Source organism: Paraburkholderia sp. 22099, assembly GCF_052045835.1.
GTDB lineage: Bacteria > Pseudomonadota > Gammaproteobacteria > Burkholderiales > Burkholderiaceae > Paraburkholderia > Paraburkholderia terricola.
Map to the genome: position 1 here is coordinate 1 of NZ_JBQEPU010000053.1, position 25,546 is coordinate 25,546.

Here is a 25,546-nt window from a genome sequence, read left to right on the forward strand (position 1 = left end):
GCCCACGATCGCCGATCGTGGACACGATCTCACTTGATCTACACTGACTCCGACACAACCATCACCACCATGCCTCACGCGCGCGCGAACGGGGAAACGGTCGGGCCGAGTCGCTTACGCTTCAAGGCGAAAGTACCACGATGAACCTCTCCGCTACGAAGACGCAGGACATCTCGACCGGAATAACTTAATTCCTAGTCGAACGCCTATCTGAACCCCTGCCGCGGTTCCAAACAAGAACAACGAGTGTGCCGATTCACGCCATCCGTACTTCACGTATAGAGAAATTCCGCTACCAACGCCCATGGCCAGCAAAATGATGGAGAAGAAGTTCAAGCTTTGCCATGGAGACATCAAACCACCCGACCAAGTTGGCATTCCCCACTTCTTTGTTTTAGGCCAGATAAAGTGGTTCCCCAGAAAGACCCACAAACATAGGAAAATCCCAACCGCACCTTGTAGTATGGCAATGAATATCAACGTTTCGATCGGCAAAACGACAGGCTGCCTGGTGGTCAATCCGGCGTCAAACGCACCAAAGGCAAACGCACCAAAGGGAAACGCACCAAAGGGAAACGCAACAGCTAACAATGCGACTTTGATCGCCGGCCAAACATTGAGTTTATTTTCCACGGGTATAAGTAACCTCAACACCTACCGCTGCACACGCCGAACCTCTCCAGCCATCACTCGGAAGACCAGCAGCAATACCACCGCCCGTCCCTCGATAGGGCCTCCCACCGAACCCCGGAAGACCTGAAGAACCGGACTGGTTAAACTCGACACCGCCGGACACGCCCACGCTCGTTGAAATAGAGCCCACGCCAGCGCCTGCCTCCGCAAAGCCACCGATGGTTACGGATGAGCCTTGTCCACTTCTGCTCGGAGGACTCCCATTCGGGTCATAACTAGCTCCGGCACCGATGCCGAAGCCCCCGCGTATCCCCGCTCCCGTTATGCTCCATCCGTCTCCATAGAGCGTGCCTTGGGCGCCCGGACCTGAGTACCAGGCCGCGCTGGCGCTCCAGAACCCGTAGGGGTCGTACAGAGATACAGGATTCCCGTTGACATAAGCATACGCATTCGTCTGCCCACTCGCCCAGCCAATCGGGTCTTCACTGATGAACCTTGCGGTGTTTGGACTGTAATACCGGTTCCGATAGTAATACAACCCGGTCCCATCATTCTCCCGCCCCGTATACTGCTGCGTATTCGGATCCGCCACCCCGACCTGGCTCGTCGCGCCATACGGCTCATAGCTGTACTGCGTCTGACTCCGCTGATCGGCATCCGTCAACGCGATCACGTTATTGTTCGCATCGCGCAGCACATATCTGTCCTGACTCGCGTCATCGCCAATGCGCCGGAACGTCAGCTCATCCGGTCCGCCAGCCTGATACGGGGAAAACACCCGGATACGCTTTGACCAATCACCATCCGGCACCATGAGGTTCAGTTCATCGCCGAACCACGTCGTCTGCATCCGGTGGCCATTCACCGTGCGATCGGTACGCCGGCCGAAGATGTCGTAGCTGAAGACCGCCGTCGCGCCGCCGCTAATCTGGCTGAGCAAATTTTGCTCATTCCAGTTGTACTGATTCACACCGTCGCTGGTCAGATTGCCGTTCAGGTCGTACGACAGCGTCTTGCCAGCCCACCGCGTCAATTGGTTCGCCGCGTTGTGTTGGGCATCGCTCACCGCCTTCGGCAGGTCGGCCTTTGCAAGACTGCCGCCGGCCTTCGTGCGCCGCCCCGCAAGATCGTAGCCATACGTTAGATCGCCAAACACACTGCCATCGGCGCGTTTGTATGTGATACCCGTCAGTTGGCTCGCCGTATCCCAGGTGTAGCTTGCCGTCAGCCCATTCGCGAATGTCGCCTGACTGAGCCGTCCCAGCGCGTCGTACGAGTAACCAAACGTGCGTGGCGCTTCGCCATTCACCTCATACTGAATCTGGGTCACCCGATGTTCGGCGTCGCGACTATAGGTCACCACCGCACGGTCCATCTCGATCCGCGCCAGATCGCGGGTGTCGGGCGCGTAGCGGTATGTCCAGAGTCCCTGGATTGTCGGAAAATCGAATATACGGGTCAGGTTGCCGGTAACCTTATCGTAGTCAAACGTCGCGTCGATTTCCTTCTGATTTCGTTCGTCAATGGTTGGAAAGACGTCACGCACGCTGTCCAGCTTACCGTGCGCCTGGTTCCAGGCGTATTGCCAGCTTCGAGCCGGCAACGCTCCTGCCGCCGACCGGAAATCCGTCTGTAAAGCACGCCCTGCAGCGTCATAGGTGTAAGTCGTCACCTGCCCCTTGCGGTCGGTCACCGTCGCAAGCTGTCCCGCGCTGTTCCACGTATACGTCTCGCCGCGGCCGAGCGGATCGGTCCTGCTGACCGGCCTGCCAACCGCGTTATAGGCGTAGCGCGTGGTAACGCCCTTGGGATCCGCCTGGCTGAGCAGGCGGCCATTGAGGTCCCGCGTGAAACGCGTCACGCCGCCCAGCGCATCGGTGACGTCGGTGGTCCGGTCCAGCGCGTCGACCGTGCGGCGCGTCGTATTGCCCAATGGATCGCGCACAGCCGTCACCCGGCCCACCGCGTCGGTCGTGAACTGCGTGGTCCGGTTCAGCGGATCGGTGACACTGGTCAGATCGGCTCCGGTCCAGGCGAACTTCGTCGCGCCCTTGAGCGCGTCCGTCATCGTGAGCGGGCGGCCCTGGCTGTCGTTCGTGTAGGTGGTGCGGTTGCCGAGCCGGTCGGTCACCGTCAGCAGGTTGCCCTTCGGGTCATATGTGTAGACGGTGCTCACGCCGCGTTGCGGGTCGCCCGCCTGGGCTTCGGTCAGCATCTGACTGTAGCTATCGAAGCTGCGCGTGACCAACGTGCCGTACTGATCGGCCTCGCTAATGCGGTTGCCATTCGCGTCGTAAACATATGTGTATTGACGATCCATCGAGGCGAGATTCGTCACGCGTCCATTGGCGTCATACGTGAACGTCCCCACCTGTTCCATCGGCCGGCCCGCCGGATAGGTGTTGCGCACCACGCGCCCATTCGCATCGAACTCGAGACGCCGGACACTGCCGCGCCGGTCCGTCACCTCAGTCCGCGTGACCTTGCCGTCCGTGACGGTATACGCCATCGCGAAAGTGCTGCCATCAGCGAGCGTCTGGGCCACTACCCGGTCGCTGTCGTCGTAGGCGTTGAGTACCCGCTGATGGCCTTCGGGATCGGTGACGCTGACAAGGCGGCTCTTTTCGTCCCAGCCGTATTTCCAGACGCCACCACCCGCATCAGTCACCTGTGTGAGGCGGTCCTGGCTGTCGTACTGGTAATTCACCTGACGGTTCAACGCGTCGGTCACACGCGAGATGAGCGGCGTACCGCGCGTGCCAATCACCGAGGTAAATGTCAGCGTGCGGCCATTCGGACCGCTCACGGCGGTAATGGCGCCGGTCGTGCCATCGCGTGCAATGGTGACCGTATTGCCGTTGCGGTCCTGCAAACTGCTCAACCGGTATACGCCACCGATCGAAGTGAACTTCTGCACGCGTCCGTCTCGCAGGCTCAACGTCATGCCAGTGCTGCCCACTGCGTCGATACGAGCACGGTAATACTCACCCGGGCTCGTCAAGTCGTCCCAGCCTTTGCCGTTGGTGCCCGCGCGCTGAGTGAACGGAACACGAATACCGGTCGCCTGCCGCAATTCGAAGCGCTGCCGATCTGCGCTCATTGCGAGCATGGTGTCGAAGGTCAGTCCGCCGCCGGCGCCGAAGGAACCGACCAGTGGCCGGCCGATTCTGTCGTAAGCCCCGCTGCGGTAGACGCGTGCGAGATCGAGCGGGATCGTGTCGGCTACCGTCAGGTCATGTGCGAAAAAGTAGAACTGGCCGGTGTACAAGTTGACCGGATCGGCACCGGCGGTACTGTTGCCGCAACCGGCGGTGGCGTCCGCTGTGCAGTTATCGGCGTTGTCGGGCATGCTGACTTCCGGTGTTGCCGGCTCGGTCGTGTCGTTGCCCGACGGTCCGCTGCAGTAGGCCGCGATCATGGTGGGATCACCGCACACGTAGCCGCCCATGCCGCCGAAGTCGGCGGCAGCGGCCTGCACCGGGCACATCGGGTCGGCCGGATACGCGCCTGAAGAGGCATAGCGGCTGTCGCAATCCACGGCACGCGCATGCGGCGCCACGAACCACGACAGCATCACGAAGAAAAACAGAACGAACGGACGTAGCAGCGCTCGACGCGCCGCAAAGGCATCGCTGAATTGCATGAAGAACCTGAATGAAAGAAGGGAGACGCGGCTCGACTAGCGCGGGCTAATCAGTCTTCGCAAACGTGGAAACAGCCGCGTCGGCGTTAGACGACAAAGAAGAAGCGTCGCCAGCCGCGGAAGACACAGCCGCTTGCCTGCGTATCGCCGTGATGTTGCCCGCTGCGTCGTAGTCGTAATACGCCGTGTCGCCGGCAAGCGCGACGCTGGTAAGCCGCCCTAGCGCGTCATAGCCGTAGATAATCTCGTCAGCATGCGCCGACGTCGCGGCACCGACAAGCAAGCCATGACCAGTGCGCCAGCGCCGGCAACGCGTCCAGCCATCTTCAACCCACTCTCGCACCGTGGTCCAGAACCGGAACGCGAACATCCAGAAAAGCTGATCATCGATATCCCTATTGCATGTAGCTATTGCTTTTACTAACTAGCCACAAGATACCGAACTGCAACTTCGATTTATAGAGGATCATTCTTTATTTGAGTAGTAAATCCCCTACAGCGCTACTCGACATGGAAGCGCCATCGCTCCGGCTGGAGTACCTTCAAAAAGCAAAAGGCGCATCCGTCTTGATGCGCCCTTCGCTTCCCTACTGTCACGGCCCGCTACATCAACCGCCCATCAAAAGCATCAAGCCTCCAACTGCTCCAACACCTTGCCCTTGGTCTCGATCCCAAGAAAGTGCACCACCACCGCGGCAAGAAAAGGCACCGCCGCCAGAACATAAAACGCCACCTGCAAATTGCCGCCGATCATCGTCTTCGACACGATGGCCGGCGCGAAGATCGCCGCCACCTTCAGCCACGCGCCGCCGATACCGCAGCCCGTCGCGCGGATACTGGTCGGATACAACTCCGGCGTGTACACATAAGCCGTGATAAAGCCGCAAGCGAGAAAGCCCAACGAGAACGCACAGAACGTCGCGACCACATACACCGACGATTCATGAAACACGCCTGCCAGCAGCAACGAAAGCGTGCACGCAAGGAACGACAGGTTGATGATCGGCTTGCGCCCCACCTTATCGACCAGCAACGCGCAAGTCAGCGAACCCAGCACGCCCAGCACCGAAGCCGCCACCGCCAGATTCAGCGCCAGTTGCAGCGGCGCGTGATAAACCGTGCGATAGATCGTCGGCAGCCAGGTCGAGAGACCGTATTGAATGAACCCGCAGGTAATCCACAGCATCGCCACCGCCAGCGTGCGCTTCAAATAAGCCGGGCCGAACAGATCGCGCATGCGGCGCTTCGGATGGCGATTCGCCATTGCTTCGAATTCGGCGGAATGGGTCACCGGCGGCAGCGGTCCTTTCGCGGTGCGTTCGAACGCGTGCACGGCGGCATCGGCATCGGCCATGCGTTCGCGCTCGGCGAGCCAGCGCGGCGATTCCGGCACCAGCTTGCGCAATACGAAGAACAGAATCAACGGCATGCCGCCGATCCAGTACATGGCTTGCCAACCAAAACGCGGCACGATCCACGCACCCAACGCATTGGAAGCCAACAGGCCCACCGGAAACACGATCTCGTACAACAGCACGAAACGCCCACGGCCATGCGCACGGCTGATCTCGTTGATATACGTCGCGGCCACCGGCAATTCGCCGCCGAGTCCCACGCCTTGAATCACGCGCAATGCCACGAACGCCGCGAAGGTCGGCGCGAAACCGCACGCAATACTGGTGATGCCGATGATCCCCGAGCTCAATGCAATCGCGCGCACGCGGCCCTTGCGCTCGGCGTACCACGGAAACAGGAACGCGCCGAGCAATTGGCCGACCGACCCGGAGCCGATCAGAAAGCCGATTTCCCACGGCGTCAGATGCCACTTCGCGATCAGGACCGGCAGCGTGGCCGCGATCGCGATCACGTCGAAGCCGTCGAAGAACGTCGCGAGCCCGATCAGAATCCGCGCGCGCACCTGCATCGCGTTCCTCGGCAGGCGCTCGAGCCGCGCGATGATCGAGCCCCGGGTCACAGGGCCGGAGACACCGGCGCTGCTGCGGTCCCCCATGATGTTGTCGATGGTTCTCATGCCGTTGTCCCGTCCGTAGGTGTAGTTAGGCAAGCGCCGTGGTGGCGTCGGTCAGTGTGGCAAGGTCGATGGTCCGGCCTTGGTTCATCCACTTGCGCGAGAGCTTCAGTTCGCGTGGATTGTTGATGGCGATCACGCCGCGAATCGCGTTGTCTTCCAGATGGAAAAGCGTGGCGTGCTTGCCCGGCAGGTCGCCGCGTACAGCCAGTTGCGCATCGCCCGGAATGTCGCCGAGAATTTGCAGATTCACGTCGTACTGATCGGACCAGAACCACGGAATGTCCGCATACGGTTCGAACGTGCCGAGCAGCGCCTTCGCCGCGGCGATCGCCTGGTTCTGCGCATTGGCCCACGATTCGAGCCGCACGCGGCGCTTGAGCCACGCGCTCGGATGATTGGCGACGTCGCCGCACGCGAAAATGCGCGGGTCGTCGGTCGCGCCGAAATGATCGACCACGATGCCGTCTTCCACCTTCACGCCCGCGGCTTCCGCCAGCGCCGTGTGCGGCGTGAGACCGATACCGGCGACCGCGAAATCGGCATCCACGGTCGAGCCGTCCGCGAACGTCGCGCGGATCCGGCTGGCGTCGTTCGGATGATCCGCGATCGACACCAGCGATGCGTGCAAACGCACGTCCACGCCGTTCGCGCGATGCAGGTCGAGCAGGAAGTCGGACACCATTGGCGGCAACGAGCGGGCGCACAGACGCCGCGCGCCCTCCACCACGGTTGCATTCACGCCGAGCTTGCGCGCGGTGGCCGCGACTTCGAGGCCGATCCAGCCGCCGCCCACGACGAGCACGCGCTTGCTTGCGCGCAGCCGTTCGCCTAACGCGACGGCTTCGTCGAGCGTCCGCAGATAGGCGATGTGCGAGGTCTTGACGAGCGAGTCCGGCAAGCGGCGCGCCGCGCCGCCCGTGGCGATCACCAGACGGTCGTATTGCACTTCACGGCCCGCTTGCGTGCGCACGATGCGTTGCTCGCGATCGATCGACGTCGCGCGATCGGGTTGCCATGCCTCGACGTTGAGCGCGGCGAAATCGTCGGGCTTGACGAGCCGCACGGTGTCGATATCCGCCTCGCCCGCCAGCACGGCCTTCGACAACGGCGGGCGCTCGTACGGCAGATGAACCTCGTCGGCGATCATCACGAGGCGGCCGTCGAAGCCTTCCTTGCGCAATGTCTTCACGACCCAACCGGCCGCCTGGCCGCCGCCGATCACGACGATGGTGCGCGGCGCTTCGAGTCCGGCGTGCGCGGCCTGGGCCTTTTCCGTGGCAGCGTCAGTCATTTTTGCGCTCCGTCATGAACTTGCCCTCCGGCGCTTGCGCGTTTTTCTGGCGACGCGTATTGCCGTCGATGCCGCCGTCGATCGCCCATTCGGCGAACACGGTCGGGCCGGGTTCGAAATCGCGCGGCCGCCATTCGGGCGTGAGCTGGTCTTCGTCGGCGTAGTACTCGATCAGGCCGCCGGCCGGATTCTGGAAGTACCAGAAGTACGCCGACGAAACCGGATGACGCCCCGGCCCGAGTTGCGTATCCCAACCGCAACGGCTGATGTGCATGCCGCCGCCGAATACTTCGTGGATATCGCGCACGGTGAACGCGACGTGATTCAAACCGCGTTTGCCGCCCGGCAGCGCCAGCAGGAAAATATCGTGGTGGCCGCCGTGCGGCGCGCAGCGCATGAATGCGCCGCGGCCCGGATAGCGATCCGACGTCTCGAAGCCGAGCAGGTCCTGGTAGAACTTTTCCTGTTCCGCGAGACAGTTCGTGAAGAACACGACGTGACCCACTTCGACCGGTTCGGCACGCTCGTAAATCGGCGACGGTTGATCGACGCGCAGCGTTTGGCCCCATACGTTCGAAGGCGAACCGTGAATATCGAGCACCCGTTTGCGAGTCACTTCCACGCGAATCGCCATGCCGTTCGGGTCGATGCAACCCACGGCATCGCCGGTTTCGAAGTGGCCGGGCTGGCCGGCGAAGCGGCCGCGCAGTTCGTCGAGTTCCGCTTGCGTCGCGACACCCCACGTCACTTCGCGCAGCGTCGGCCCTTCTTCGAACGCGGGCGGCAGCGAGGGATCGTTCGCATCGGCCAGGAGAACCGTGCAGCCGTTCAGCGTTTCGAAGCGCGCATGCGTTTCATCGTGCGCGACTTCCTTCAAGCCCCAGTCCGCGAAAAAGCGGCGACAGGTAGCGAGATCCGTCACGCCGTAAATAATCTGTTCAATGCCGAGAATCGTCATAACGTGCCTCTTGCGTATCTTGAGTCTTCAATTCGCCCACGCCAGCGGCGCGTCGTTCAAGCCCCAGTAGAGGCTCTTCTGCTGCATGTATTCGCGGATGCCGAGACGGCCCTTCTCGCGCCCCATGCCGCTCTCTTTCCAGCCGCTGAACGGTGTGGAGATCGAGAACAGCTTGTAGGTGTTGATCCAGATGGTGCCGGCTTCGAGCGCGCGGGCGACCCGGTAAGCGCGCTTGTAATCGCGCGTCCAGATGCCGGCGGCGAGACCGAATACGCTGTCGTTCGCTTCTTCCAGCAGCGACGCTTCGTCGTCGAACGGCATCGCGACCAGCACCGGGCCGAAGATTTCTTCCTGGCAGACGCGGGCGTTATTCGTGAGGCCTTCGAGAATGGTCGGCTGAAAGTACGTGCCTTGCTCGCGGCCCTCGCCGACCGGGCGCTCGCCGCCGCACAACAAGCGGCCGCCTTCTTCCAGGCCCAACGCGACGTATCGCTCGACCGTTTCGCGATGCGCCGCGGTAATGAGCGGCCCCATCTGCGTTTCCGCACGCGACGGATCGCCCACGCGCAGCTTGCGCGCGCCTTCGACGAGACGCTTCATGAACGCGTCGTAAATCGAGCGCTGCACGAACAGACGCGAGCCCGCGATGCACGCCTCGCCCGACGAACTGAAGATGCCGTACAGCACGCCGTTCACCGCATGATCGAGATCGGCGTCGTCGAACACGATGGTCGGCGACTTGCCGCCGAGTTCGAGCGACACCGGCATCAGCTTGTCCGCCGCAATGCGCGCGATGCCGCGGCCCACTTCGGTGCCGCCCGTGAACGACACTTTCTTCACCAGCGGATGACGCACCAGCACGTCGCCGATCACCGAGCCCTTGCCCGGCAGCACGCTCACGACGCCCTTCGGCACACCGGCTTCCTCGCAGAGGCGAGCCAGCGCCAGGGAGATCAGCGGCGTCACTTCGGCGGGCTTCAACACCACCGCATTGCCACCGGCCAGCGCCGGCGCGAGCTTTTGCGCATCCGATGCGATCGGCGAATTCCACGGCGTAATCGCGGCGATCACGCCGATCGGTTCGTAAATGCTCATCGTCAGATAGTCGCCGCGCGAGGGCGTGACTTCCTCGTCGAGCGTTTCGAGGCACGCGGCGAAGTAGCGGAACGTGTTGGCCGCGCTTGCCACCAGCACACGCGTTTCACCGATCGGTTTGCCGTTGTCGCGACGCTGTAATTGCGCGAGCGCTTCGTGACGCGCCATGATCAGATCGGCGATGCGGTACAGAATCAGCGCACGCTGATGCGGCTTCAAGCCCGACCAATCCGCCTTGCGCCACGCGGCGTCGGCGGCTTCCACGGCTTCGCGGGCGTCGTCGGCATTGGCCGTCGAGATTTCCATGTTGACCGACTGATCCGCCGGATACAGGCTTTGGTAGGGCTTGCCGCGCCCTTGCCGCCATTCCCCACCGATGAAAATATCGCCGCTAGGCACGAGACGGGTATCGAAGTGAGTCATGTCGGTCGTTCCGGTTTGCTTCAGCCAGGGTCTTAAATCACGCAGCGCGCCGCGCGATTGCGCAACGCACGGATCGCGCTGTACGCGGTCAATGCGGACGTCTTGGGGTTGTCCGGCAGCGGCTTGCCGCACATTTCCAGCGACATTTCGCCGAATGCGCCGCGCGCCACGATGCGATGCACGTTGCGCGTCACCTTCGGGTCGGCGATCAGCCGCACCGAGGTGTGGTCGAGACCGAGGCCGGCCAACGCAATCGTTGCGGCGACGTTGGCGTTCTTCGGGTACAGGCGCGCCGCTTCGCGTGCGCTGCCTTCGAAGATCACCTGCTGTTCGCTTAGCGCGTACAGATCGCAGACCTGTTCCGCGGGCGTGCCGAGCCAGCCGGTGGGCGGCTTGCGCCCGGTGTACAGCACTTCGTCGAGGCCGCCGAGCCTGGCCGCCGCCAGCGCATCCATGCCGCCGATCGCGCCGGAGAGCAGCGTCAAGGTCGCGTCGCCTTCATCGGCGGCGGCGGACAACGCGTTCAGCAGCATCATGTCGGAGAGCGCGCCGATCGACGCCACCGCGCAGTCCGTGCCGCCTCTGAGCAACGGCACCACGTGATCGATCAACGCGCTATGTCCCGCGCATTCGAGCGCGAAGTGCGGCTGGCTGCTCAATGCGGAGACGGACGCCACCACGTCCACGGACGCGCCCACCACTTCGCGCACCGCCGCCATATGCCGCTGCGGCACGATCACGTGCGACACCCGCACCGCCGGGTCGGCTTCCACCGAGCGGTACACCGCCTGGCCGATCGCGCCGAAGCCGATCATGGCGACATCGACGGGAGCGTGGCGCCCGGCGTAATCGGCCTCACGCATGCTGCGGCTCCTGTTCCTTGACCGGCGGACCGGCGAACGCGCTGGCGAACGAACCGACCGACAGCATGTCCACTTCCACGAGCACGGGGCCGGTTTTCGCCATGCCTTCGCGAATGATCTCCTCGGCCTGGTCGAGCGATTGGATGCGGTAGTGCGTGAGCTTCAGGCTCTCGCAGAACTGCGCGAAATCCGGCTGGTGCAGATCGACATAGCAGCGGCGGCCGCCGTATTGCGCGTCCTGAATGTTGCGGATCACGCCGTAGCACTGGTCGTTCATCAGCACGATCATCACGTTGGCGTTTTCCTGCACGGCCGTCGCGAGTTCGCCGACGTTCACCATCAAGCCGCCGTCGCCGACGAGGCACACGGTTTTCGCGGCGCTGCCCGCGAGCGCCGCGCCGATGCCCATCTGCATGCCCTGGCCGATACCGCCGCCGAGCGCGTGAACGCCCGCGCGCGGCGAGAAGATCTTCAGCATGCGGTTGCCCCACGTGCTGTTCGAGATCGTCACGTCGCGCACCCAGTTGTAGTCGCGGCCCACGGCCTTTTGAAGCGCGTCGACGAGGCGCTTGTACGGGCCGAGCCCTCGCGCCACATCGGCGAGCGCGCTTTCGCGCGCCGCCGCGAGATCCTGTGCGAAGGCCGGATCGACCTTCACGCGCCCTTCGAGCAGCGTCGCGAGTTCCTCCAGCACCGCCGACGCATCGCCGTGCACGAACATGTCGTTGCGGTAGCCGCGGTTGTCGGCGAGCGCGTCGGCGTCGATGCGATACAGCGGCTGCGGCAGCGCGAGCCTGTACTTCAGCGTTTCATTGCCACGCAGACGCGAACCGACCACCAGCAGTGCGTCGCACGTCTTGTAGAAGCTTTCGACCGCGGCATGCACGTTGAAAGCGCCGAGCGTTGCCGAATGATCTTCCGGCAGCACGCCGCGGCCCTGCACGCTGGTCACGACGCCAAAGCCCAACGCGACCATGCGCTCGACCGCCGCGCGTGCATGGCGCGTGCCGCCGCCGAGCCACAGGAGCGGACGTTTCGCCTTCGCCAGTTGCTCGGCGAGTTGCGCGACGCGCTCGCTGGAATGCGTGAGCGTGCTGACGTGCGGCGCGGCCAGATCGGCGGGCCATTCGATTTGGGCGGCCTGAATGTCGATGGGAATCTCGACGCTGACCGGGCCGCTCGGCGCGGTTTGCGCGACGCGCACGGCTTCGCGGATGGTCGGCAACGCGGTTTCAACGGAACGCACGCGAAACGCGGCCTTCGAGATCGATTGCAGCATCGACAGTTGGTCCGGCGCTTCGTGGATATACGCGAGATCTTTATCGAGGTATTCGGTTTCGATCTGACCGGTGATGTGCAGCAGCGCGGTGCCCGCGGTCAATGCTTCGACCATCGCACCCGCTGCGTTGCCCGCGGCCGTGCCCGTGCTGGTGAACGCGACGCCGAGTCCGCCGGAAACGCGCGCAAGACCATCGGCCATATTCACCGCGCCCGCTTCGCCGCGCGCGCCGACGTAGCGGATCTGGCCGCGTTGATGGATCGCGTCGAGGATCGGCATGTTGTGAATCGAGATCACGCCGAATGCGGTATGCACCCCGCACTGCTCGAGAAAAGCGGCGATCAGTTCGCCGACGGTGGTTGTGTTAGACATGTCGTGCAACGCCTCCAGAAACATCGATGTGGCTGCCCGTCGTATAGGACGACAGCGTCGTAGCCAGATAAAAGAGCGCTTGAGCGGCTTCTTCGGGTTTGCCGAAGCGGCCCAGCGGAATGTTTTTCTTGCGCGCCAGTTCGGCGGTCCAGTCGTCCCAGCTCTGGCCCGGCTGCGCCTCTTTCGCGTAGCGGCGGCGCCATTGCCCCGATTCGACGATGCCGATCAGAATCGAATTCACGCGGATGCGTTGCGGCGCGAGTTCCGCCGCGAGCGACTTGATGAGGCTCAGCACGCCCGCACGTGCCGACGATGTCGCGACCATGTGCGGTTCCGGTTGCAGCGCGAGCAGCGAGTTCACGCACACCACCGAAGGGTTGGCCGCGTCGCGCAGCATCGGCAGGAACGCGCGAGTCGGGCGGATCACGCTGAAGTACTTCAGATCGAGCTCTTCGCGCCAGGCTTCGTCGGTGGTGTCGGCGAAGGTCGACACGCGGCCCTGGCCCGCGTTGTTCACCAGCATGTCGGTGCGGCCGAAGCGCGCTTGCACGGCTTGCGCGAACGCGTTCACGTCGCCGGCATTCAGTACGTTGCAGGCTTGCGCCAGCAGTTGCGCTTGCGGGAACCGGGTGTTCAGCGCGGCTTCCGCTTGCGCGAGACGTTCGGTGTCGCGGCCGCAAATCGCAACCGATGCGCCTGAGCGCAGAAACAGTTCGGCGGTTGCGAGGCCGATGCCGGACGAACCGCCCGTCACCACCGCGACCTGCCCGGTCAAATCGATTTCAATCATCGGAGCCCCAATGCCTTCATGTATTTGCTGCCCGCATCCGGCCCGCTCTTGGGCCGGTGATTGAGCCGCTGCGAGAGTTCGCCGGCGGCGCGGCGGACCTTGTCGATCAACCCGCTGTCGAGCAGCGACGCGCCGATCTCGTGGCGCGGAATCGTTGTCGTGATCACGGCGACGATGCGGCCCGTGTCGTTGCGCACCGGCGCGCTGACCACTGAAATGCCGCGCTCGAACGACGACTCGCTGATCGCGAAACCGCGCCGTGCGTCGTCGCGAATGCGCTCGTATAAATCGTCGACGGTAACGGGCGTCTGTTTGGTGAAGCGTTCGAGTTCGGGCTCGGGATAGAGCTTCTTCAACTCGTCGAGCGTCATGTCGCCCATCAGCACCTGACCATGCGTCGTGGCGTGAGCCGGCAAACGGGTGCCGACGTTGACCTTCACCGAACTGAAAATCGGCGCGTGGCTTTGCGCCTTGGCGACGAACACGACGTCGCGTCCATCGCGAATCACGATATGGCTGGTCAAGCCGGTTTCGTCGCGCAAGGCTTCGATGATCGGCAGGCCGAGGTCGGTCAATTCGAGCGAGCTCAGATATTCGAAACCGAGCCGCAGCACCGCGACGCCGAGGCGATAGTTGCGGTCCTTATCGGCGCGCTCGAGAAAGCCGAGCGATTCGAGTGTTTGCAGCAGACGGAACACCGTCGTGCGAGGAATCTTCAGGCGCTTCGATAGTTCCGGTGCGCCGAGAACGGGCTCGCGCGGCGAAAACTCCGTGAGAATCCTCAGGCCGCGTTCGAGACCGGGCACGCGATAGCCGGTGTCATTGTTGGTATCGCTGTCGTTGCCGATGCGGTCGTCGTCCGCAGCGCGGCTGACGTTCGTTGTGTCGGGCAGGTCGGGCTTCATTCATTGGCTCCGTTGTCCGTCGCTCGCGCGGCAGAACGTGTCGATGATCGCGGTGTACGCGGCGGGTGCTTCGATATAGCCGGCGTGCCCCGCGCGTGGCACGACTTGCAATGGGGTGCCCGCCGCCAGTGCGAGTCGTTCGCAGGCTGCGGGCGTCGTAATGGTGTCGTCGGCGCCGACGGCCACGTTGACGCGGCCGCTGTAACGCACGAGGTCGGCGGCGAGATCGGCGTTGGCGAGCAGATGGGTCGCCTGGGCGTAGCCATGCGGAATCACGCGCGACATGTTCCAGCGCACCCACGCGCGCGCTTCGTCGCTCGCGTAAGCGGACAACATAGCGGCGCTGCGTTTTTCGGCGAGTCCTTGCGGGCCCAACTCCTCGATCATCGCGAGGCGTTGAGCGCGTTTCGTCTCGCGTACCGCCGCGGATGCCGCGCCATAACCGCCCGCCGGCGACAGCAACAGCAAACCGGCCACACGCCGCGGATACGTCACGGCGAACGCACCCGCGATGATCGCGCCGAGTGAATGGCCGAGCAGCACACAATGTTCGATGCCGAGCGCGTCGAGCCATTCGTTCAATACCGCTGCGTAATCTGCGGCCGCGGGCGATTCAGGCGTGACCGGCGTGGAGGCGCCATAACCCGGCGCATCCCACGCAATCACGCGGCGCGTGTCGCCGAGCGTTTCGAATTGCTGCACCCACGAAGCCGCGCCCGAACCGATACCGTGCAGCAACACGAGCGGCAGCGCGTTCGTTGCGGCGCTGTTCGCTTCGCGATAGCTCACCGCGCGTTGCGATGCAAGCCAGATCTGCTGCGCGGGAAAGCGCGCAAGACGCGCTTCGAGCGTGGCGTTCTGATCGGCGGTAGCGGACGGGACTGCGGACATGGTTTCCTTCGCGAGTGAATACGAACTACGTTGACGGCTTAACGCTTGAGCGCGGCCAACGGCGAATCGGGCGGATACGTCGGCGTGACCGGCTTCGGCGAGCCGAGCATCACGCACATCAACGCGTCTTCCTGGCCGATGTTGATTTCCGTGCGATACACGCCCGGCGGCACCGAAATCAGATCGCGTTCGCCGAGCACGGCTTCCCACGTTTCGCCGTCTTTCTCGCAGATCACTTTCATCTTGCCGCGCATCACGAAGAAGATTTCCTCGACGTCCATGTGGATATGACTCGGGCCGATGTTGCCGGCGGGGATCAACATCGTCGAGAACGTGAAGCCGCCCGCGGGCACCGTGTTCACGTCTTTCGCGACGCCGGTGCCGCCCGTGCCGACATAGCGCATTTGCGCGCGGCGATACTTCGGGTCGTAGTCGGCCTGGAACTTCAGCGCGTCCCAGTCATAGCGACGCGTGGCGAGCCGCGCAACGCGGCTGTCCAGCCACTGGGTAAAGGTCTTGTCCGCGGGTTGGTCCCACGATTTGCGTTCGATATCGACATCCGCCATCTCTTTCTCCTTTCGATTCGGCAAGATCAATTCATCACGAAGCCGCCGTTGACCGGCAGCAACTGGCCGGTCACGAAGCGCGCGGCGTCGGACAACAGGAACAGCACCGGCCCGGTTACGTCGTCGGGCAGTTGGGCGCGCGCGAGCGCGCGGCCTTGCTGGTAGTACTGGTGACGCTCGGCGGGCACGTAGGCGGTGGCTTCCACTTCGGTGAGGCCCGGCGCGACCGCGTTGACCGTCACGCCATGAGCGCCGAATTCGCGCGCGAGCGAACGCGTCATCGAAATCACCGCGCCCTTGCTCGCGACATACGCGAGCAGTTTCGGCGCGCCCCACACCGCCGTATCCGACGCGATGTTGACGATGCTGCCGCGCCCCGAGTCACGCAGATAAGGCAGCGCGGCGGTGCTCATCAGCCAGGTGCCGCGCACGTTGACGTTCATTACGGCGTCCCACGTCTCGACCGACAATTCGTCGGCCGATTTGCCGCCGGAGTTGGTGATCGCCGCGTTGTTGATCAGCGCATCCAGACCGCCGAGCCGCGCCGCGCCCTGCTCGACGAATTGCCGGATGCTGGCGGGCTCGGCGAGATCGAGCGGCAGATACGTGACCTCGTGGCCCTGGCCGTTGAGCGATGCGGCGAGCGCTTCGCCTTCGTCGTGCAACACGTCGCCGAACACCACGCGCGCGCCGGCTTGCACCAGCGCGCGGACGAACGCCGCGCCGAGACCGCGCGCGCCGCCCGTCACGAGGACGCGCCGGCCGTTGAGTGCGACAACCGCTTCGTCATGCATGGCTGTGGCCCGGGGCAGAGGTGGCGGACGCGGCGCCGGCCGCTTGCTCACGGTAGGCGTCGAGTTCGGCGAAATGCTGTTGCGCGCGCTGGCGCAGCATGCGGCGCACACGCGTCACGCCGACGTCGTGTTGATAAAGGAATTCATGTTCGCGCGCGTTCGGCGCCATGCTTTCGAGCACGTAGCGGTCTTGTTCGAGCACGGCCCAATGCAGACCTTCCAGCCGGTTGCGGTACAGGAAGCGCCACGCGTCGCGCTGCCAGCCCGACACCTTGCGAGCGCGCCAGAAGTAAACCTGGCAGTTGTTTTCGTCGACGGGCACGGCGAAGCCGACGATCCCGAAGCTGCCGCCGGGGCCGAACTTCTTCTGGTACGGAATCGCGAGGCGCATCCACAGCGCGCCGGTTTCGCCGAGTTCGACCCAGTCGAAGTTGACGTCGCGCTGGCCGATCTTTTCGAACATCAGGCCGGTCTCGGTCTTGCGCACGCGCATGTCGGCCTGCTTGTCGCCTTCGGCCATCGAATGCGACGTCGCGTGCAGATACGCGCCGTGCATCGGGTCCATCACGTTGTCGATCGCGTACTGGTAATTGCACTTCCAGTTCGACATGCACACGAAGTTCGCGTATTCGTCACCGACCAGTTCATCCGGCAACTTGAGCGGCGCGGGTTCCTTGTGCGCGTCGTCGCCGAGCCACAGGAAGATCGCGCCGGCGTGTTCTTCGACCGGATACGACTTCACGCACTGCTGGCCTTCGAGCGGGCAGTTCGATACCGCCGGCACCTTGACGACCGTGCCGCCTCCGTCGACTTCGATGCCGTGATACCAGCACGCGACGCTGCCGCCGAGATTCCAGCCGAGCGACAAACGCGCGCCGCGATGCGGGCAGCGGTCTTCAAGCGCGCGGACTTTGCCTTCCTTGTCGCGCCACAGCACGATCTGGTCGCCCAGTCGCGTGATGCCGATGGGCGCGTCGCCGACTTGCCAGCTCGGCGCGACGGGATACCAGTAATTGCGCAAGCCTTTGTCCAGATAAGACTGGATCGGATCGGCCGCGCCCTGAGTTGTATTGGGGGACGTCATGAAAAGACTCCGGATGCGAAAGCGGTGAGACGTGTTCGGAAAGCGCGCCTATTCGGCGAGCAGGCGGAATTCGGCGGCGAGGCGTTCGGCGTTCCACGCATTGCCTTCCGGCGTGCGGAAACCCACGCGATTCAAACCGTCGACCACCTCGTGCAATTCCGTCGCGCCGGCTTCGAAAACCTTTTCGAGCGCGTCGCCGAAGTCGTTCTCGTACTGGGTCGGCTCCGCCTTACGCGTTTGCCAGATGAAGTTCTCGCTCTCGCCCGGCTTTTCGATCACGCCCTTGCCGGCCACGTTGTTGGGCTGCGGCGCGAGCCACGGCTTCAGGAAGGGATTGAAGTTCACGGCTACCTCTCGCATGTCATTCCACCTTGATCTGGATTTCTTCGCCGGCGAGACGCACCGAGTACGTCTTCAGGTCGCGGCCACCGGGCTCTTTCAGGCATTTGCCCGTCGGGATATGGAACACGGCTTCATGCAGCGGGCACTCGACGGTGTCGCCGTCGACAAACCCCTGCGTGAGCAGCGCATACGCATGGGGGCAGACGTTTTCGAGCGCGTACAGCGCGTCGCCCACCTTGTAGATGCCGATCTCGGTGCCGTCGAGCTTGAACTCGAGCGGCGCGTCTTCGGACAGATCGCCGGCATGGCCGGCGCAGCGCCATTGGTCAGTCATTTCTCGCCTTTCTCCTGAAGCCTTATGTTCCATATACGGAACAGTAGTTCGTGTATGGATAAGTATAGGATCGGCTTCGACGAGAAGAAATAAAAATTTCCACCGGTAGGGGAAAACACCGAGCGTGACGCCCCGGAACGCAGCGCCGCGTGGATTGCGAAGACGCCATTTGTGGCTGCCCGCCTTGATGGGCTTGGCTTTACGGTAACTTCCGCACTACTTGCGACAGCCTTCATGCGGGTTTATCCGGAGCCCGAAAATTTATTTTGACCGCTGTTTGAGTCACTATAATTTTCCATAGGCGATACAAACTCCCATATATGGAACAAATAGCGCAGTAGTTTGGCGTATGAGCCAGAGCTGCATTCAATCCAAAAGCACGGATCAGGGACGGCGAAATCGGCGCGAGCCATCCGCCGCGCGATCAGGAGGACCAACGGTGAAGCACATCATTGCAGCCGGTTTGACGGCAGCCTGCGCAACGACAGGCGCATGGGCGCAAAGCAGCGTGACGCTATACGGCAGCCTGGATGCCGGCATTGCGTATATCAGCAATGCAGGCGGTCATTCGAAGTGGATCATGGAGCAAGGCAACATGCAGCCGGACCGCTGGGGCCTGAAAGGCGTGGAAGATCTGGGCGGCGGTTTGAAGGCGGTTTTCCAGTTGGAAAACGGCTTCTATACGAACACCGGCAACTTCGCGAAATCCGGCACGCTGTTCAATCGCCACGCTTTTGTGGGCCTGAGCTCGGACAAGATCGGCACGGTCACGTTCGGCCATCAAACGCCGTTCAGCTTCGACGTGTTGGGTCCGTTGAGCACGGCCTACCTGGGGGCGAGCTGGTACGCGTTTCACCCCGGCAATATCGACGAGCTCGCCGACACCGGCGTCGTGCCGTTCGACAACTCGATGAAATTCCGCTCGGCGAGTTTCTACGGCTTCACGGTCGGCGCGATGATGGGTCTCGGCAACACGACGAACTTCTCGACGGGCAAGACGCTGAGTTTCGCGCTCAGCTATGCGAACGGCCCGTTCAAGGCCGGCGCCACGTATGCGAACGAGCACAACCGCACGCCGTCGATCGTCACCACGGGCATCACCAACTTCCAGGGCGTGGCGGCAGGGAACTACAGCGCCAGCAAGGTCGAAAACATGGGCGCGGGCGCGTCATACCAGTTCGGCAAACTGCTGGTGCATGGTCTGTACACGCGTGTGAAGCTGGAATCGGCGGGACACTCCGACACCTATCAGAGCTACGACGTCGGCGCGAATTATCAGTTCACGCCGTTCAACAGCGTTTCCGGCGGCGCCGCGACGACGACGCTGGCCGGCCGTCGCTGGACGCAGTTCGAGATCGGCGACATCTATGCGCTGTCGAAGTCGACGCAGCTCTACGTGAATGCGCTGTACCAGCATGCCAATTCGAATGCGCATGCCGCGTTCTTCACGGCGGGCGTGTCGAGCGGCCGGAACCAGACGATCGTTCTGACCGGCATCCATCACTCGTTCTGATGTGAACGAAGCCGGCCAGGCAAACGGCCCGGCGGTGGAAACCGCCGGGCCGTTGCACGACATCCAGCGGAATCAGTGCGCCGCGACCGGCTTGCGGCGCGCCAGAACCGCAGTCGGATCGTCAGGCCGCGGACGATAACTGAGTCGCTCGGACAGTTCGAGCGCCGCCTGGCAAACCGCGATGACGAGCGGTTCGCGCTCTTCAGCCTCGCCGATATCCGAACGAGGAATGGTGACGGTCAACGCGGCCGCGATCTTGCCGCTTTGATCCCGCACTGGCGCGCTCACCACGGAAATGCCCCGCTCGAACGATGCCTCGCTCAACGCGTAGCCGAGCGCCGCGCTTTCGCGCACGCGTCCATAGAGTTCTTCGACGGTGGCCGGCGTGCGTTCAGTGAAACGCTCCAGTTGCGGCTCGGGATAGAGTTGACGCAATTCCTCGAAACTCATATCGCCCATCAGCACCTGGCCGTGCACGGTGGCGTGCGCGGGCAGACGCGTGCCGACATGCACCTTCACCGAACTGAACATCGGCGCATGGGTTTGCGCCTTGGCGACGAATACGACGTCGCGCTGGTCGCGAATCAGCAGATGCGTACTCAGACCGGTGGCATCGCGTAAGCGTTCGAGGATCGGCGTGCCGACGTCGGTCAGTTCCAGCGAATTCAGGTATTCAAAGCCGAGCCGCAGCACCGCGACACTCAGGCGGAAATAACGGTCGCCGTTCACCCGTTCGAGAAAGCCGAGTGCTTCGAGCGTCTGCAATAAACGGAAGGTGGTGGTGCGCGGAATGCCGATGCGCTTGGACAATTCGGGCGCGCCGAGTACCGGTTCGCGCGCGCTGAATTCGGCGAGGATGCGCAAGCCGCGCTCGAGGCCCGGCACGAGGTAAGTCGATCCGCTGGCGTTGTCTTCCTCCGCGGAGTCGGCGGCATCGCTGGAAGCGATGCGCTCCGAATGGGACATCGCCACGTCATCCTGCGAAGCCGGGGCCGCCGCGTTACGCGGCTTCGCGCGCTTGCGTCCCGCTCCTGTCTGCTCTTCTTTTGCCATCTTGGCTGCCGTTTCTACTGTCATCGTCGTTAGATCAGCATGATAGCGCGAAGGAATCATGGATCACGCCTCGCGTGCGACGTTGCAATTCGCGTCACGGATGCATAACAATCGTGGGTCCCGGTGCTATTCTTTCCTCCGGTCGGTTGCGCGAGGTCTCACCGCCGCGCTTTCGCTCACCAGCGTTTGGAGGCCACGCCCATGTCCGCATCCATTCAGGTTCAGGTTGCCGATTCGCACCTTTACCCCGGCTGCTCGGTGCGCATCGCGCATCTACCCGAGCCGACCCGTGCGGCCGAGGCGATCGTCGAATTCGCGGACGGGTCCGGCGCGCATGCCACCTGCCATCGGCGCGCATTCGACGAACTCGAATTATCCGTGGACGGTTACGCCACGCAAAAACGCCATCCCGTCGACGCAAAACATTGGCTTCTGCTCGCCGTTGACGCAACGCACAACAGTTGGCGCGTGAAGCGTCGATTGCCTTAGCTGTTCGCTTGGCCTACCCCTCGCCGGCGTCTTCCGGCCACCTCTCGAACCCGCAACGCGTACCAGGCGCGCCGCCCCAGCGGCGATCGATGTCTGTCACGCACAATTCGAAACCTACCGATGAACGACAACGACTCCACCCTGCCGCCCAACCCCGACGACGCCCCCAACGATCCCGAACGCCGCCGCGTCCTGACCGGTCTCGCGGCAGTCGGCATCGGACTCGCGCTGACCGGCTGCAAGACCGGGCAAACCGCGGCGGGCGACGCGACACGCAGTGCCGCCGACTTGCGGCTCGACGCGGCGTTGCGCGATCAGGTCAAGCATATCGTGGTGATCTACGCCGAGAACCGCAGCTTTGCGAACCTGTACGGTAACTTTCCAGGCATTCAGCATCCGCTCGATGCAGTCAGCGCCGAGCGCTATCTGCAACTCGACCGCGACGGCAGAACACCGCTGCCGCGCCTGCCCGCCATCTGGGGCGGGCTCGTGCCGCAAGCGCAGGAAGTGGACGGCAAGCGCTACATGATCGGCCAGAAGGACATCGGCAATCTGCAAAACGGGCCGTTCCATCTCACCGACGCGCAAGGCGCGCCGCTGCCGGCCGGCGTAATCACGCGCGACCTCGTGCATCGCTTCTATCAGAACCAGATGCAGATCAATGCCGGCCGCAACAACCAGTTCGCCGCATGGGGCGATTCGGGCGGCCTCGTGATGGGGCACTACCGCAATTCCGCCGACACGCTGCGGCTGTGGAGTCTCGCGCAGCAGTACACGCTGTGCGACAACTTCTTCATGGCGGCCTTCGGCGGCTCGTGGCTCAATCACATCTTTCTGATCTCGGCGCAGGCGCCGTTCTATCCCGACATACACAACAGCCCGGCGAAGAAGCTGGTGTCGGTGATCGAAGGCGACGATCCGACCGGCACGCGGCTGAAGCAGGCGGCCGACTCGCCCGCCTCCGCGCTCGACGGCCCGCCGAAATTCGTCAACGACGGCACGTTCACCGCCGACGGCTATGCCGTCAATACCATGGCGCCGCCCTATCAGCCGAGCAACGTGCGGCCGGCCGAAGGCGGCAATCCGGCCCTTGCGGACTTCTCGAATCCGCGCGTGCTGCCGCCGCAACGCTATGCGACGATCGGCGACCGTCTGACGGACAAGGGCGTCGATTGGGCCTGGTACAGCGGGGCGTGGCAATACGCGTTGGAGCATCAGGACACGGGCGCGGTGCCCGACTTCCAGTATCACCATCAACCGTTCAACTATTTCGCCAATTACGCGCCGGGCACGGCGGCACGCCGCAAATATCTGCGCGACGCGGGCCTCGGCAACGACGCGTCGAGCAATCACCTGATCGCGGACATCGACGCGGGACGTCTCCCGGCCGTCACGTTCTACAAGCCGCAAGGCGATCTGAATATGCATGCCGGCTATGCGGACGTCGAATCGGGCGACCGTCACATCGCCAACGTGATCGAGCATATTCAGCGCGGCCCGCAGTGGGCGAATACCGTGGTGATCGTCACCGTCGACGAAAACGGCGGCTGGTGGGACCCCGTCTCACCGCCGAAAGGCGACCGTTGGGGTCCGGGATCGCGGATTCCCGCGCTGGTGATTTCGCCGCTGGCGAGGAAGGGGTATGTCGATCACACGGTGTACGACACCAACTCGATTCTTCGCCTGATCAGTCGCGTGCATGGACTGGCGCCGCTCGAAGGCGTGGCCGCGCGCGATCGGGCGTTTGCGAGCAACGGGCTCGCGCCGCTCGGGGATTTGACCGCGCCGTTGGATCTGCTTTAAGCGCTCGTCGTGCGCAATGTGTTCGCGGAGCCGCTCGCGGTTGGCGGCGGCTCTGCCGCGGCTAGCTGGTGAGTCTCGCCAACCGCGGCGAATCACTGAGCCGCCGCATGCAGCGATGCGCTGTCCGTTGCGCGCAGAACGTTGCCGTAGTCAGGCATCCCATGCATGCCGCGAGTTGTAGAAATCGATGCCGCATGGCTCGGCTGCGCGAACGACGATGACGGCGCGGCAATCGTACAGCCGTGCGCTTCATGGCGTCCGCATTTTTTTGTGCGCCGCTCACACACCCGGCTTGCATAACACGCGCAGCGACATAGACTCTTAAAGCCCCACTCTGTAATTGCACGGAACTGCCATGCGACTGACCATCCTGATCAACGGTTCCGATCCCACCGTGAACCACGATTACGCTGTGCTATGGCTCGATACCGACGAACATCGGTGGTCGAGAGAAGCGCATCAGGGGATCGATCTGCCCCCGTGGGGCGAGTTGCACGATGAAGACGGCGTCACCACGCTCTGTGCGCCCAGCACGGATGCGCCGCTCTGCACGCTGCGCGGCTTGCACGTCGACCGCAAGCAGCGCGTGAGCGCGGCGCAAGGCGCCGCCGCATGGACTGCCTTGCCGACGCGCGCAAAAACCAGCGGCTTCTGGCGCCTGCAAGCGGTCGATCGTCAAACGGTCCACGCTGAACACAGCGTATTCGGAAATTAATATCCGGCGCTTTCTTCCATTCGGTCGAAATTCCCGCTCACGTCCACGAATGCGCGCAAGCGCGCGCATTCGCTCGCCGGGCGATACGTCATGCTCCGTTCTCCACGTGTTTAAGCTCGACTTAAGCTGACGTGCGTAGAGTCGGAAATCCACGCATTGGGGTCGCTGAAAAGCGGCCCGTTTTTTTTGTGCGGCGCATGCGCAGGGATTGTTCGCGCCGCACGCCCGCTTCCCTTCCCGTCACCGCGTCCCCCCGCGTTTTTTCCGCGTTCAGCGCCGCTCGATTCGGAGTCGCGACGCTATACTTGCGCCCCCAATCCCCTCGACTGACTGACACATGAAGAAGTGGTTTGCCTGTCTGTTATTCGCCGTCGCCGCTCACGCGAGCGCGGCGTCTTCCTGCACCCAGTTCACACCGAATGCGCAATGGCCGATTCTGATCAATCAGAAGATGGCGCCGAAAGCGCGCATGCTTTGCTATAGCGATTTCGCGGTTCTGCATTCGAGCATCACGCACGGTCCGCTGTGGTCCGCCGAGCTTTTGACGCGCGACCACATCGAAGCCGCGAAAGACATGGTGCGCACCAACAAATTCTTCGAGGACAGGCGTCTGCCCGACGGCGAAGGCGCGACGCTCGCGGACTACAAACGCAGCGGCTTCGATCGTGGTCACATGTTATATCCGGTGAAAAGCATACTCAACGCGGTATAGCAAAGTTTGCATTTGAGTATTTATACTCGACACCCTATACTCGGTCCCCAATAATCCAAATTGGGAAGCTATGACCGTGCGAAAAATAGCGGCGTGCCTGACAGCCTGCTTGCTGCTCTCGATCGGGGTCACTGACAGTCGCGGCCTGCGAGACTTCGTAAAGCTCGCTATACCGCATGACAGTCAAGAGCACCGCGCTGCCCCCCTAGGGCGGAATGAAGCGCTGGCTCTATATTCGTCGCCGCAGAAGCAGCTTTCATTCGAAGCTTGTATCGAACAATTCCCGGCGCGAAAGCCACTAGACATTGGTCAGGTGGCGGCATATATGAAACCGTTGGCGCTGTGTTCGGACAATTTTGCGGTGCTGTACTCGAAAACCAGCAAAACGCCGCTGGTGGTTGTCGAGCGGCTGACAGCGGCCCAGCTTCAGGATGCCAAGGGTGAAGAAAGGACCAATCAGTTCTATCCTGACCCGCGCATTCCCCAAGGCGGTCGCGCGGAACTGAGTGACTACCGGGGCCAGCACCCGTCATTGGACCGAGGGCATCAGGCGCCAGCCGCAGACGCACCAAATCAGAAGGCAATGGCTCAGTCATTCGCGCTTTCGAACATGGTGCCCCAAGACCCAACAAATAACAGAAAGGTCTGGAACAAAATCGAAGGCGACATCCGGAAGTTTGCCCGACGAGCGAAAGGAAACGTCTTCGTTTTTACTGGCCCGCTCTTTGATCAGGGTTACTCGACAATTGGAAAAAACAAGGTGTGGGTGCCCACCCGATTGTTCAAGCTGGTGTATGACGAGTCTTCACGGCGCGCGTGGGCTTATGTTCTTCCCAATGCTCAAACTGCGATCGAACGGCCTTTGGACTACGCAACGTTCGTGAGCGCCACCGGCCTGCACTTTTTGGACGATCTGCCGGTGGCCGGTTCGGTCGGCCGCTCCTGAAGATCGAGGGTTTATCATCC

23 protein-coding genes and 1 pseudogene are annotated in these 25,546 nt (G+C 62.9%); 6 read left to right on the forward strand and 18 right to left on the reverse strand.

Annotated elements, in window-relative coordinates; genetic code table 11:
• Positions 1-153: 153 nt before the first annotated feature.
• The 17 genes from ACTJLC_RS30620 to ACTJLC_RS30700 all read right to left on the reverse strand — a co-directional run bounded on the left by ACTJLC_RS30620 (position 154) and on the right by ACTJLC_RS30700 (position 18,295).
• Complete coding sequence (locus ACTJLC_RS30620) at positions 154-633, reverse strand: hypothetical protein (RefSeq protein ID WP_440846182.1); 480 nt, start codon at positions 631-633, stop codon at positions 154-156.
• On the reverse strand, positions 623-4,276 hold the full coding sequence (locus ACTJLC_RS30625; protein ID WP_440846184.1) for an RHS repeat-associated core domain-containing protein: 3,654 nt from the start codon (positions 4,274-4,276) through the stop codon (positions 623-625). Before ACTJLC_RS30625 ends, ACTJLC_RS30620 begins: the two co-directional genes overlap by 11 nt.
• A gap of 46 nt (positions 4,277-4,322) precedes the next feature.
• Positions 4,323-4,646 carry an RHS repeat domain-containing protein gene (locus ACTJLC_RS30630; RefSeq protein ID WP_440846186.1) on the reverse strand — a complete coding sequence of 108 codons (324 nt, stop codon included), beginning with the start codon at positions 4,644-4,646 and terminating at the stop codon, positions 4,323-4,325.
• Between the two features lie 258 nt (positions 4,647-4,904).
• Positions 4,905-6,308, reverse strand: a complete 1,404-nt coding sequence (locus ACTJLC_RS30635) for an MFS transporter (RefSeq protein WP_114164032.1) — start codon at positions 6,306-6,308, stop codon at positions 4,905-4,907.
• A 25-nt stretch (positions 6,309-6,333) separates the two neighbouring features.
• The gene (locus ACTJLC_RS30640; protein ID WP_114164033.1) at positions 6,334-7,599 is read right to left on the reverse strand and encodes an NAD(P)/FAD-dependent oxidoreductase; all 1,266 of its coding nucleotides are present in this window, start codon (positions 7,597-7,599) and stop codon (positions 6,334-6,336) included.
• Positions 7,592-8,557: a VOC family protein gene (locus ACTJLC_RS30645; protein WP_310122049.1), complete on the reverse strand. Its 966-nt coding sequence runs from the start codon at positions 8,555-8,557 to the stop codon at positions 7,592-7,594. Before ACTJLC_RS30645 ends, ACTJLC_RS30640 begins: the two co-directional genes overlap by 8 nt.
• 27 nt (positions 8,558-8,584) lie before the next feature.
• Positions 8,585-10,075, reverse strand: a complete 1,491-nt coding sequence (locus ACTJLC_RS30650; RefSeq protein ID WP_310122047.1) for an aldehyde dehydrogenase — start codon at positions 10,073-10,075, stop codon at positions 8,585-8,587.
• 32 nt (positions 10,076-10,107) lie between these two features.
• On the reverse strand, positions 10,108-10,938 hold the full coding sequence (locus ACTJLC_RS30655; RefSeq protein ID WP_310122044.1) for an aspartate dehydrogenase: 831 nt from the start codon (positions 10,936-10,938) through the stop codon (positions 10,108-10,110).
• Entirely contained in the window at positions 10,931-12,589 is a 1,659-nt protein-coding gene (locus tag ACTJLC_RS30660; protein WP_310122041.1) for a thiamine pyrophosphate-binding protein, read from the reverse strand. Before ACTJLC_RS30660 ends, ACTJLC_RS30655 begins: the two co-directional genes overlap by 8 nt.
• Positions 12,582-13,379 carry an SDR family oxidoreductase gene (locus ACTJLC_RS30665; protein ID WP_083081910.1) on the reverse strand — a complete coding sequence of 266 codons (798 nt, stop codon included), beginning with the start codon at positions 13,377-13,379 and terminating at the stop codon, positions 12,582-12,584. The genes ACTJLC_RS30660 and ACTJLC_RS30665 overlap by 8 nt, the downstream gene beginning before the upstream one ends.
• Positions 13,376-14,284, reverse strand: a complete 909-nt coding sequence (locus tag ACTJLC_RS30670; RefSeq protein ID WP_227470504.1) for an IclR family transcriptional regulator — start codon at positions 14,282-14,284, stop codon at positions 13,376-13,378. The genes ACTJLC_RS30665 and ACTJLC_RS30670 overlap by 4 nt, the downstream gene beginning before the upstream one ends.
• The gene (locus ACTJLC_RS30675) at positions 14,285-15,175 is read right to left on the reverse strand and encodes an alpha/beta fold hydrolase (RefSeq protein ID WP_310122033.1); all 891 of its coding nucleotides are present in this window, start codon (positions 15,173-15,175) and stop codon (positions 14,285-14,287) included.
• 38 nt (positions 15,176-15,213) lie between these two features.
• Entirely contained in the window at positions 15,214-15,741 is a 528-nt protein-coding gene (locus ACTJLC_RS30680; RefSeq protein WP_073429682.1) for a cupin domain-containing protein, read from the reverse strand.
• A 26-nt stretch (positions 15,742-15,767) separates the two neighbouring features.
• Positions 15,768-16,535, reverse strand: a complete 768-nt coding sequence (locus ACTJLC_RS30685) for an SDR family oxidoreductase (protein ID WP_310122030.1) — start codon at positions 16,533-16,535, stop codon at positions 15,768-15,770.
• Positions 16,528-17,619: an aromatic ring-hydroxylating dioxygenase subunit alpha gene (locus ACTJLC_RS30690; protein ID WP_310122028.1), complete on the reverse strand. Its 1,092-nt coding sequence runs from the start codon at positions 17,617-17,619 to the stop codon at positions 16,528-16,530. The genes ACTJLC_RS30685 and ACTJLC_RS30690 overlap by 8 nt, the downstream gene beginning before the upstream one ends.
• A 48-nt stretch (positions 17,620-17,667) precedes the next feature.
• Positions 17,668-17,979, reverse strand: a complete 312-nt coding sequence (locus ACTJLC_RS30695) for a recombinase-like helix-turn-helix domain-containing protein (RefSeq protein WP_073429679.1) — start codon at positions 17,977-17,979, stop codon at positions 17,668-17,670.
• A gap of 1 nt (position 17,980) precedes the next feature.
• Positions 17,981-18,295: a non-heme iron oxygenase ferredoxin subunit gene (locus ACTJLC_RS30700; RefSeq protein ID WP_073429678.1), complete on the reverse strand. Its 315-nt coding sequence runs from the start codon at positions 18,293-18,295 to the stop codon at positions 17,981-17,983.
• Positions 18,296-18,734: 439 nt separating this feature from the next.
• On the opposite strand from ACTJLC_RS30700, the gene ACTJLC_RS30705 reads away from it, so the two are divergent.
• On the forward strand, positions 18,735-19,808 hold the full coding sequence (locus ACTJLC_RS30705) for a porin (RefSeq protein WP_114164040.1): 1,074 nt from the start codon (positions 18,735-18,737) through the stop codon (positions 19,806-19,808).
• 72 nt (positions 19,809-19,880) lie between these two features.
• Here ACTJLC_RS30705 and ACTJLC_RS30710 read toward each other — a convergent pair whose 3' ends face one another.
• Entirely contained in the window at positions 19,881-20,861 is a 981-nt protein-coding gene (locus tag ACTJLC_RS30710) for an IclR family transcriptional regulator (protein WP_114164041.1), read from the reverse strand.
• A gap of 201 nt (positions 20,862-21,062) precedes the next feature.
• Between ACTJLC_RS30710 and ACTJLC_RS30715 the strand changes: the two genes are divergently transcribed.
• The 5 genes and pseudogenes from ACTJLC_RS30715 to ACTJLC_RS30735 all read left to right on the forward strand — a co-directional run bounded on the left by ACTJLC_RS30715 (position 21,063) and on the right by ACTJLC_RS30735 (position 25,526).
• Positions 21,063-21,350 carry a hypothetical protein gene (locus ACTJLC_RS30715; protein WP_114164042.1) on the forward strand — a complete coding sequence of 96 codons (288 nt, stop codon included), beginning with the start codon at positions 21,063-21,065 and terminating at the stop codon, positions 21,348-21,350.
• A 120-nt stretch (positions 21,351-21,470) separates the two neighbouring features.
• Positions 21,471-23,153, forward strand: coding sequence for an acid phosphatase (locus ACTJLC_RS30720; protein ID WP_310130695.1), 1,683 nt, complete (start codon positions 21,471-21,473; stop codon positions 23,151-23,153).
• Positions 23,154-23,508: 355 nt separating this feature from the next.
• Positions 23,509-23,868, forward strand: coding sequence for a DUF3564 domain-containing protein (locus ACTJLC_RS30725; protein WP_073429673.1), 360 nt, complete (start codon positions 23,509-23,511; stop codon positions 23,866-23,868).
• A gap of 337 nt (positions 23,869-24,205) precedes the next feature.
• Positions 24,206-24,544, forward strand: a pseudogene (locus ACTJLC_RS30730) (DNA/RNA non-specific endonuclease); the annotation flags it as partial.
• 145 nt (positions 24,545-24,689) lie between these two features.
• A complete protein-coding gene (locus ACTJLC_RS30735; protein ID WP_440846194.1) occupies positions 24,690-25,526 on the forward strand; it encodes a DNA/RNA non-specific endonuclease in 837 nt (278 codons plus the stop codon).
• Positions 25,527-25,546: the final 20 nt, after the last annotated feature.

What these genes read in the sequence shown, in the direction of transcription:
- ACTJLC_RS30675 (WP_310122033.1), bottom strand. Translation starts at nt 15,175, where the DNA reads ATGTCCGCAGTCCCGTCCGCTACCGCCGATCAGAACGCCACGCTCGAA.
- ACTJLC_RS30685 (WP_310122030.1), bottom strand. Translation starts at nt 16,535, where the DNA reads ATGCATGACGAAGCGGTTGTCGCACTCAACGGCCGGCGCGTCCTCGTG.
- ACTJLC_RS30630 (WP_440846186.1), bottom strand. Translation starts at nt 4,646, where the DNA reads ATGTTCGCGTTCCGGTTCTGGACCACGGTGCGAGAGTGGGTTGAAGAT.
- ACTJLC_RS30720 (WP_310130695.1), top strand. Translation starts at nt 21,471, where the DNA reads ATGAACGACAACGACTCCACCCTGCCGCCCAACCCCGACGACGCCCCC.
- ACTJLC_RS30670 (WP_227470504.1), bottom strand. Translation starts at nt 14,284, where the DNA reads ATGAAGCCCGACCTGCCCGACACAACGAACGTCAGCCGCGCTGCGGAC.
- ACTJLC_RS30625 (WP_440846184.1), bottom strand. Translation starts at nt 4,276, where the DNA reads ATGCAATTCAGCGATGCCTTTGCGGCGCGTCGAGCGCTGCTACGTCCG.
- ACTJLC_RS30665 (WP_083081910.1), bottom strand. Translation starts at nt 13,379, where the DNA reads ATGATTGAAATCGATTTGACCGGGCAGGTCGCGGTGGTGACGGGCGGT.
- ACTJLC_RS30680 (WP_073429682.1), bottom strand. Translation starts at nt 15,741, where the DNA reads ATGGCGGATGTCGATATCGAACGCAAATCGTGGGACCAACCCGCGGAC.
- ACTJLC_RS30690 (WP_310122028.1), bottom strand. Translation starts at nt 17,619, where the DNA reads ATGACGTCCCCCAATACAACTCAGGGCGCGGCCGATCCGATCCAGTCT.
- ACTJLC_RS30645 (WP_310122049.1), bottom strand. Translation starts at nt 8,557, where the DNA reads ATGACGATTCTCGGCATTGAACAGATTATTTACGGCGTGACGGATCTC.
- ACTJLC_RS30700 (WP_073429678.1), bottom strand. Translation starts at nt 18,295, where the DNA reads ATGACTGACCAATGGCGCTGCGCCGGCCATGCCGGCGATCTGTCCGAA.
- ACTJLC_RS30655 (WP_310122044.1), bottom strand. Translation starts at nt 10,938, where the DNA reads ATGCGTGAGGCCGATTACGCCGGGCGCCACGCTCCCGTCGATGTCGCC.
- ACTJLC_RS30695 (WP_073429679.1), bottom strand. Translation starts at nt 17,979, where the DNA reads ATGCGAGAGGTAGCCGTGAACTTCAATCCCTTCCTGAAGCCGTGGCTC.
- ACTJLC_RS30635 (WP_114164032.1), bottom strand. Translation starts at nt 6,308, where the DNA reads ATGAGAACCATCGACAACATCATGGGGGACCGCAGCAGCGCCGGTGTC.
- ACTJLC_RS30715 (WP_114164042.1), top strand. Translation starts at nt 21,063, where the DNA reads ATGTCCGCATCCATTCAGGTTCAGGTTGCCGATTCGCACCTTTACCCC.
- ACTJLC_RS30640 (WP_114164033.1), bottom strand. Translation starts at nt 7,599, where the DNA reads ATGACTGACGCTGCCACGGAAAAGGCCCAGGCCGCGCACGCCGGACTC.
- ACTJLC_RS30660 (WP_310122041.1), bottom strand. Translation starts at nt 12,589, where the DNA reads ATGTCTAACACAACCACCGTCGGCGAACTGATCGCCGCTTTTCTCGAG.
- ACTJLC_RS30710 (WP_114164041.1), bottom strand. Translation starts at nt 20,861, where the DNA reads ATGGCAAAAGAAGAGCAGACAGGAGCGGGACGCAAGCGCGCGAAGCCG.
- ACTJLC_RS30650 (WP_310122047.1), bottom strand. Translation starts at nt 10,075, where the DNA reads ATGACTCACTTCGATACCCGTCTCGTGCCTAGCGGCGATATTTTCATC.
- ACTJLC_RS30725 (WP_073429673.1), top strand. Translation starts at nt 23,509, where the DNA reads ATGCGACTGACCATCCTGATCAACGGTTCCGATCCCACCGTGAACCAC.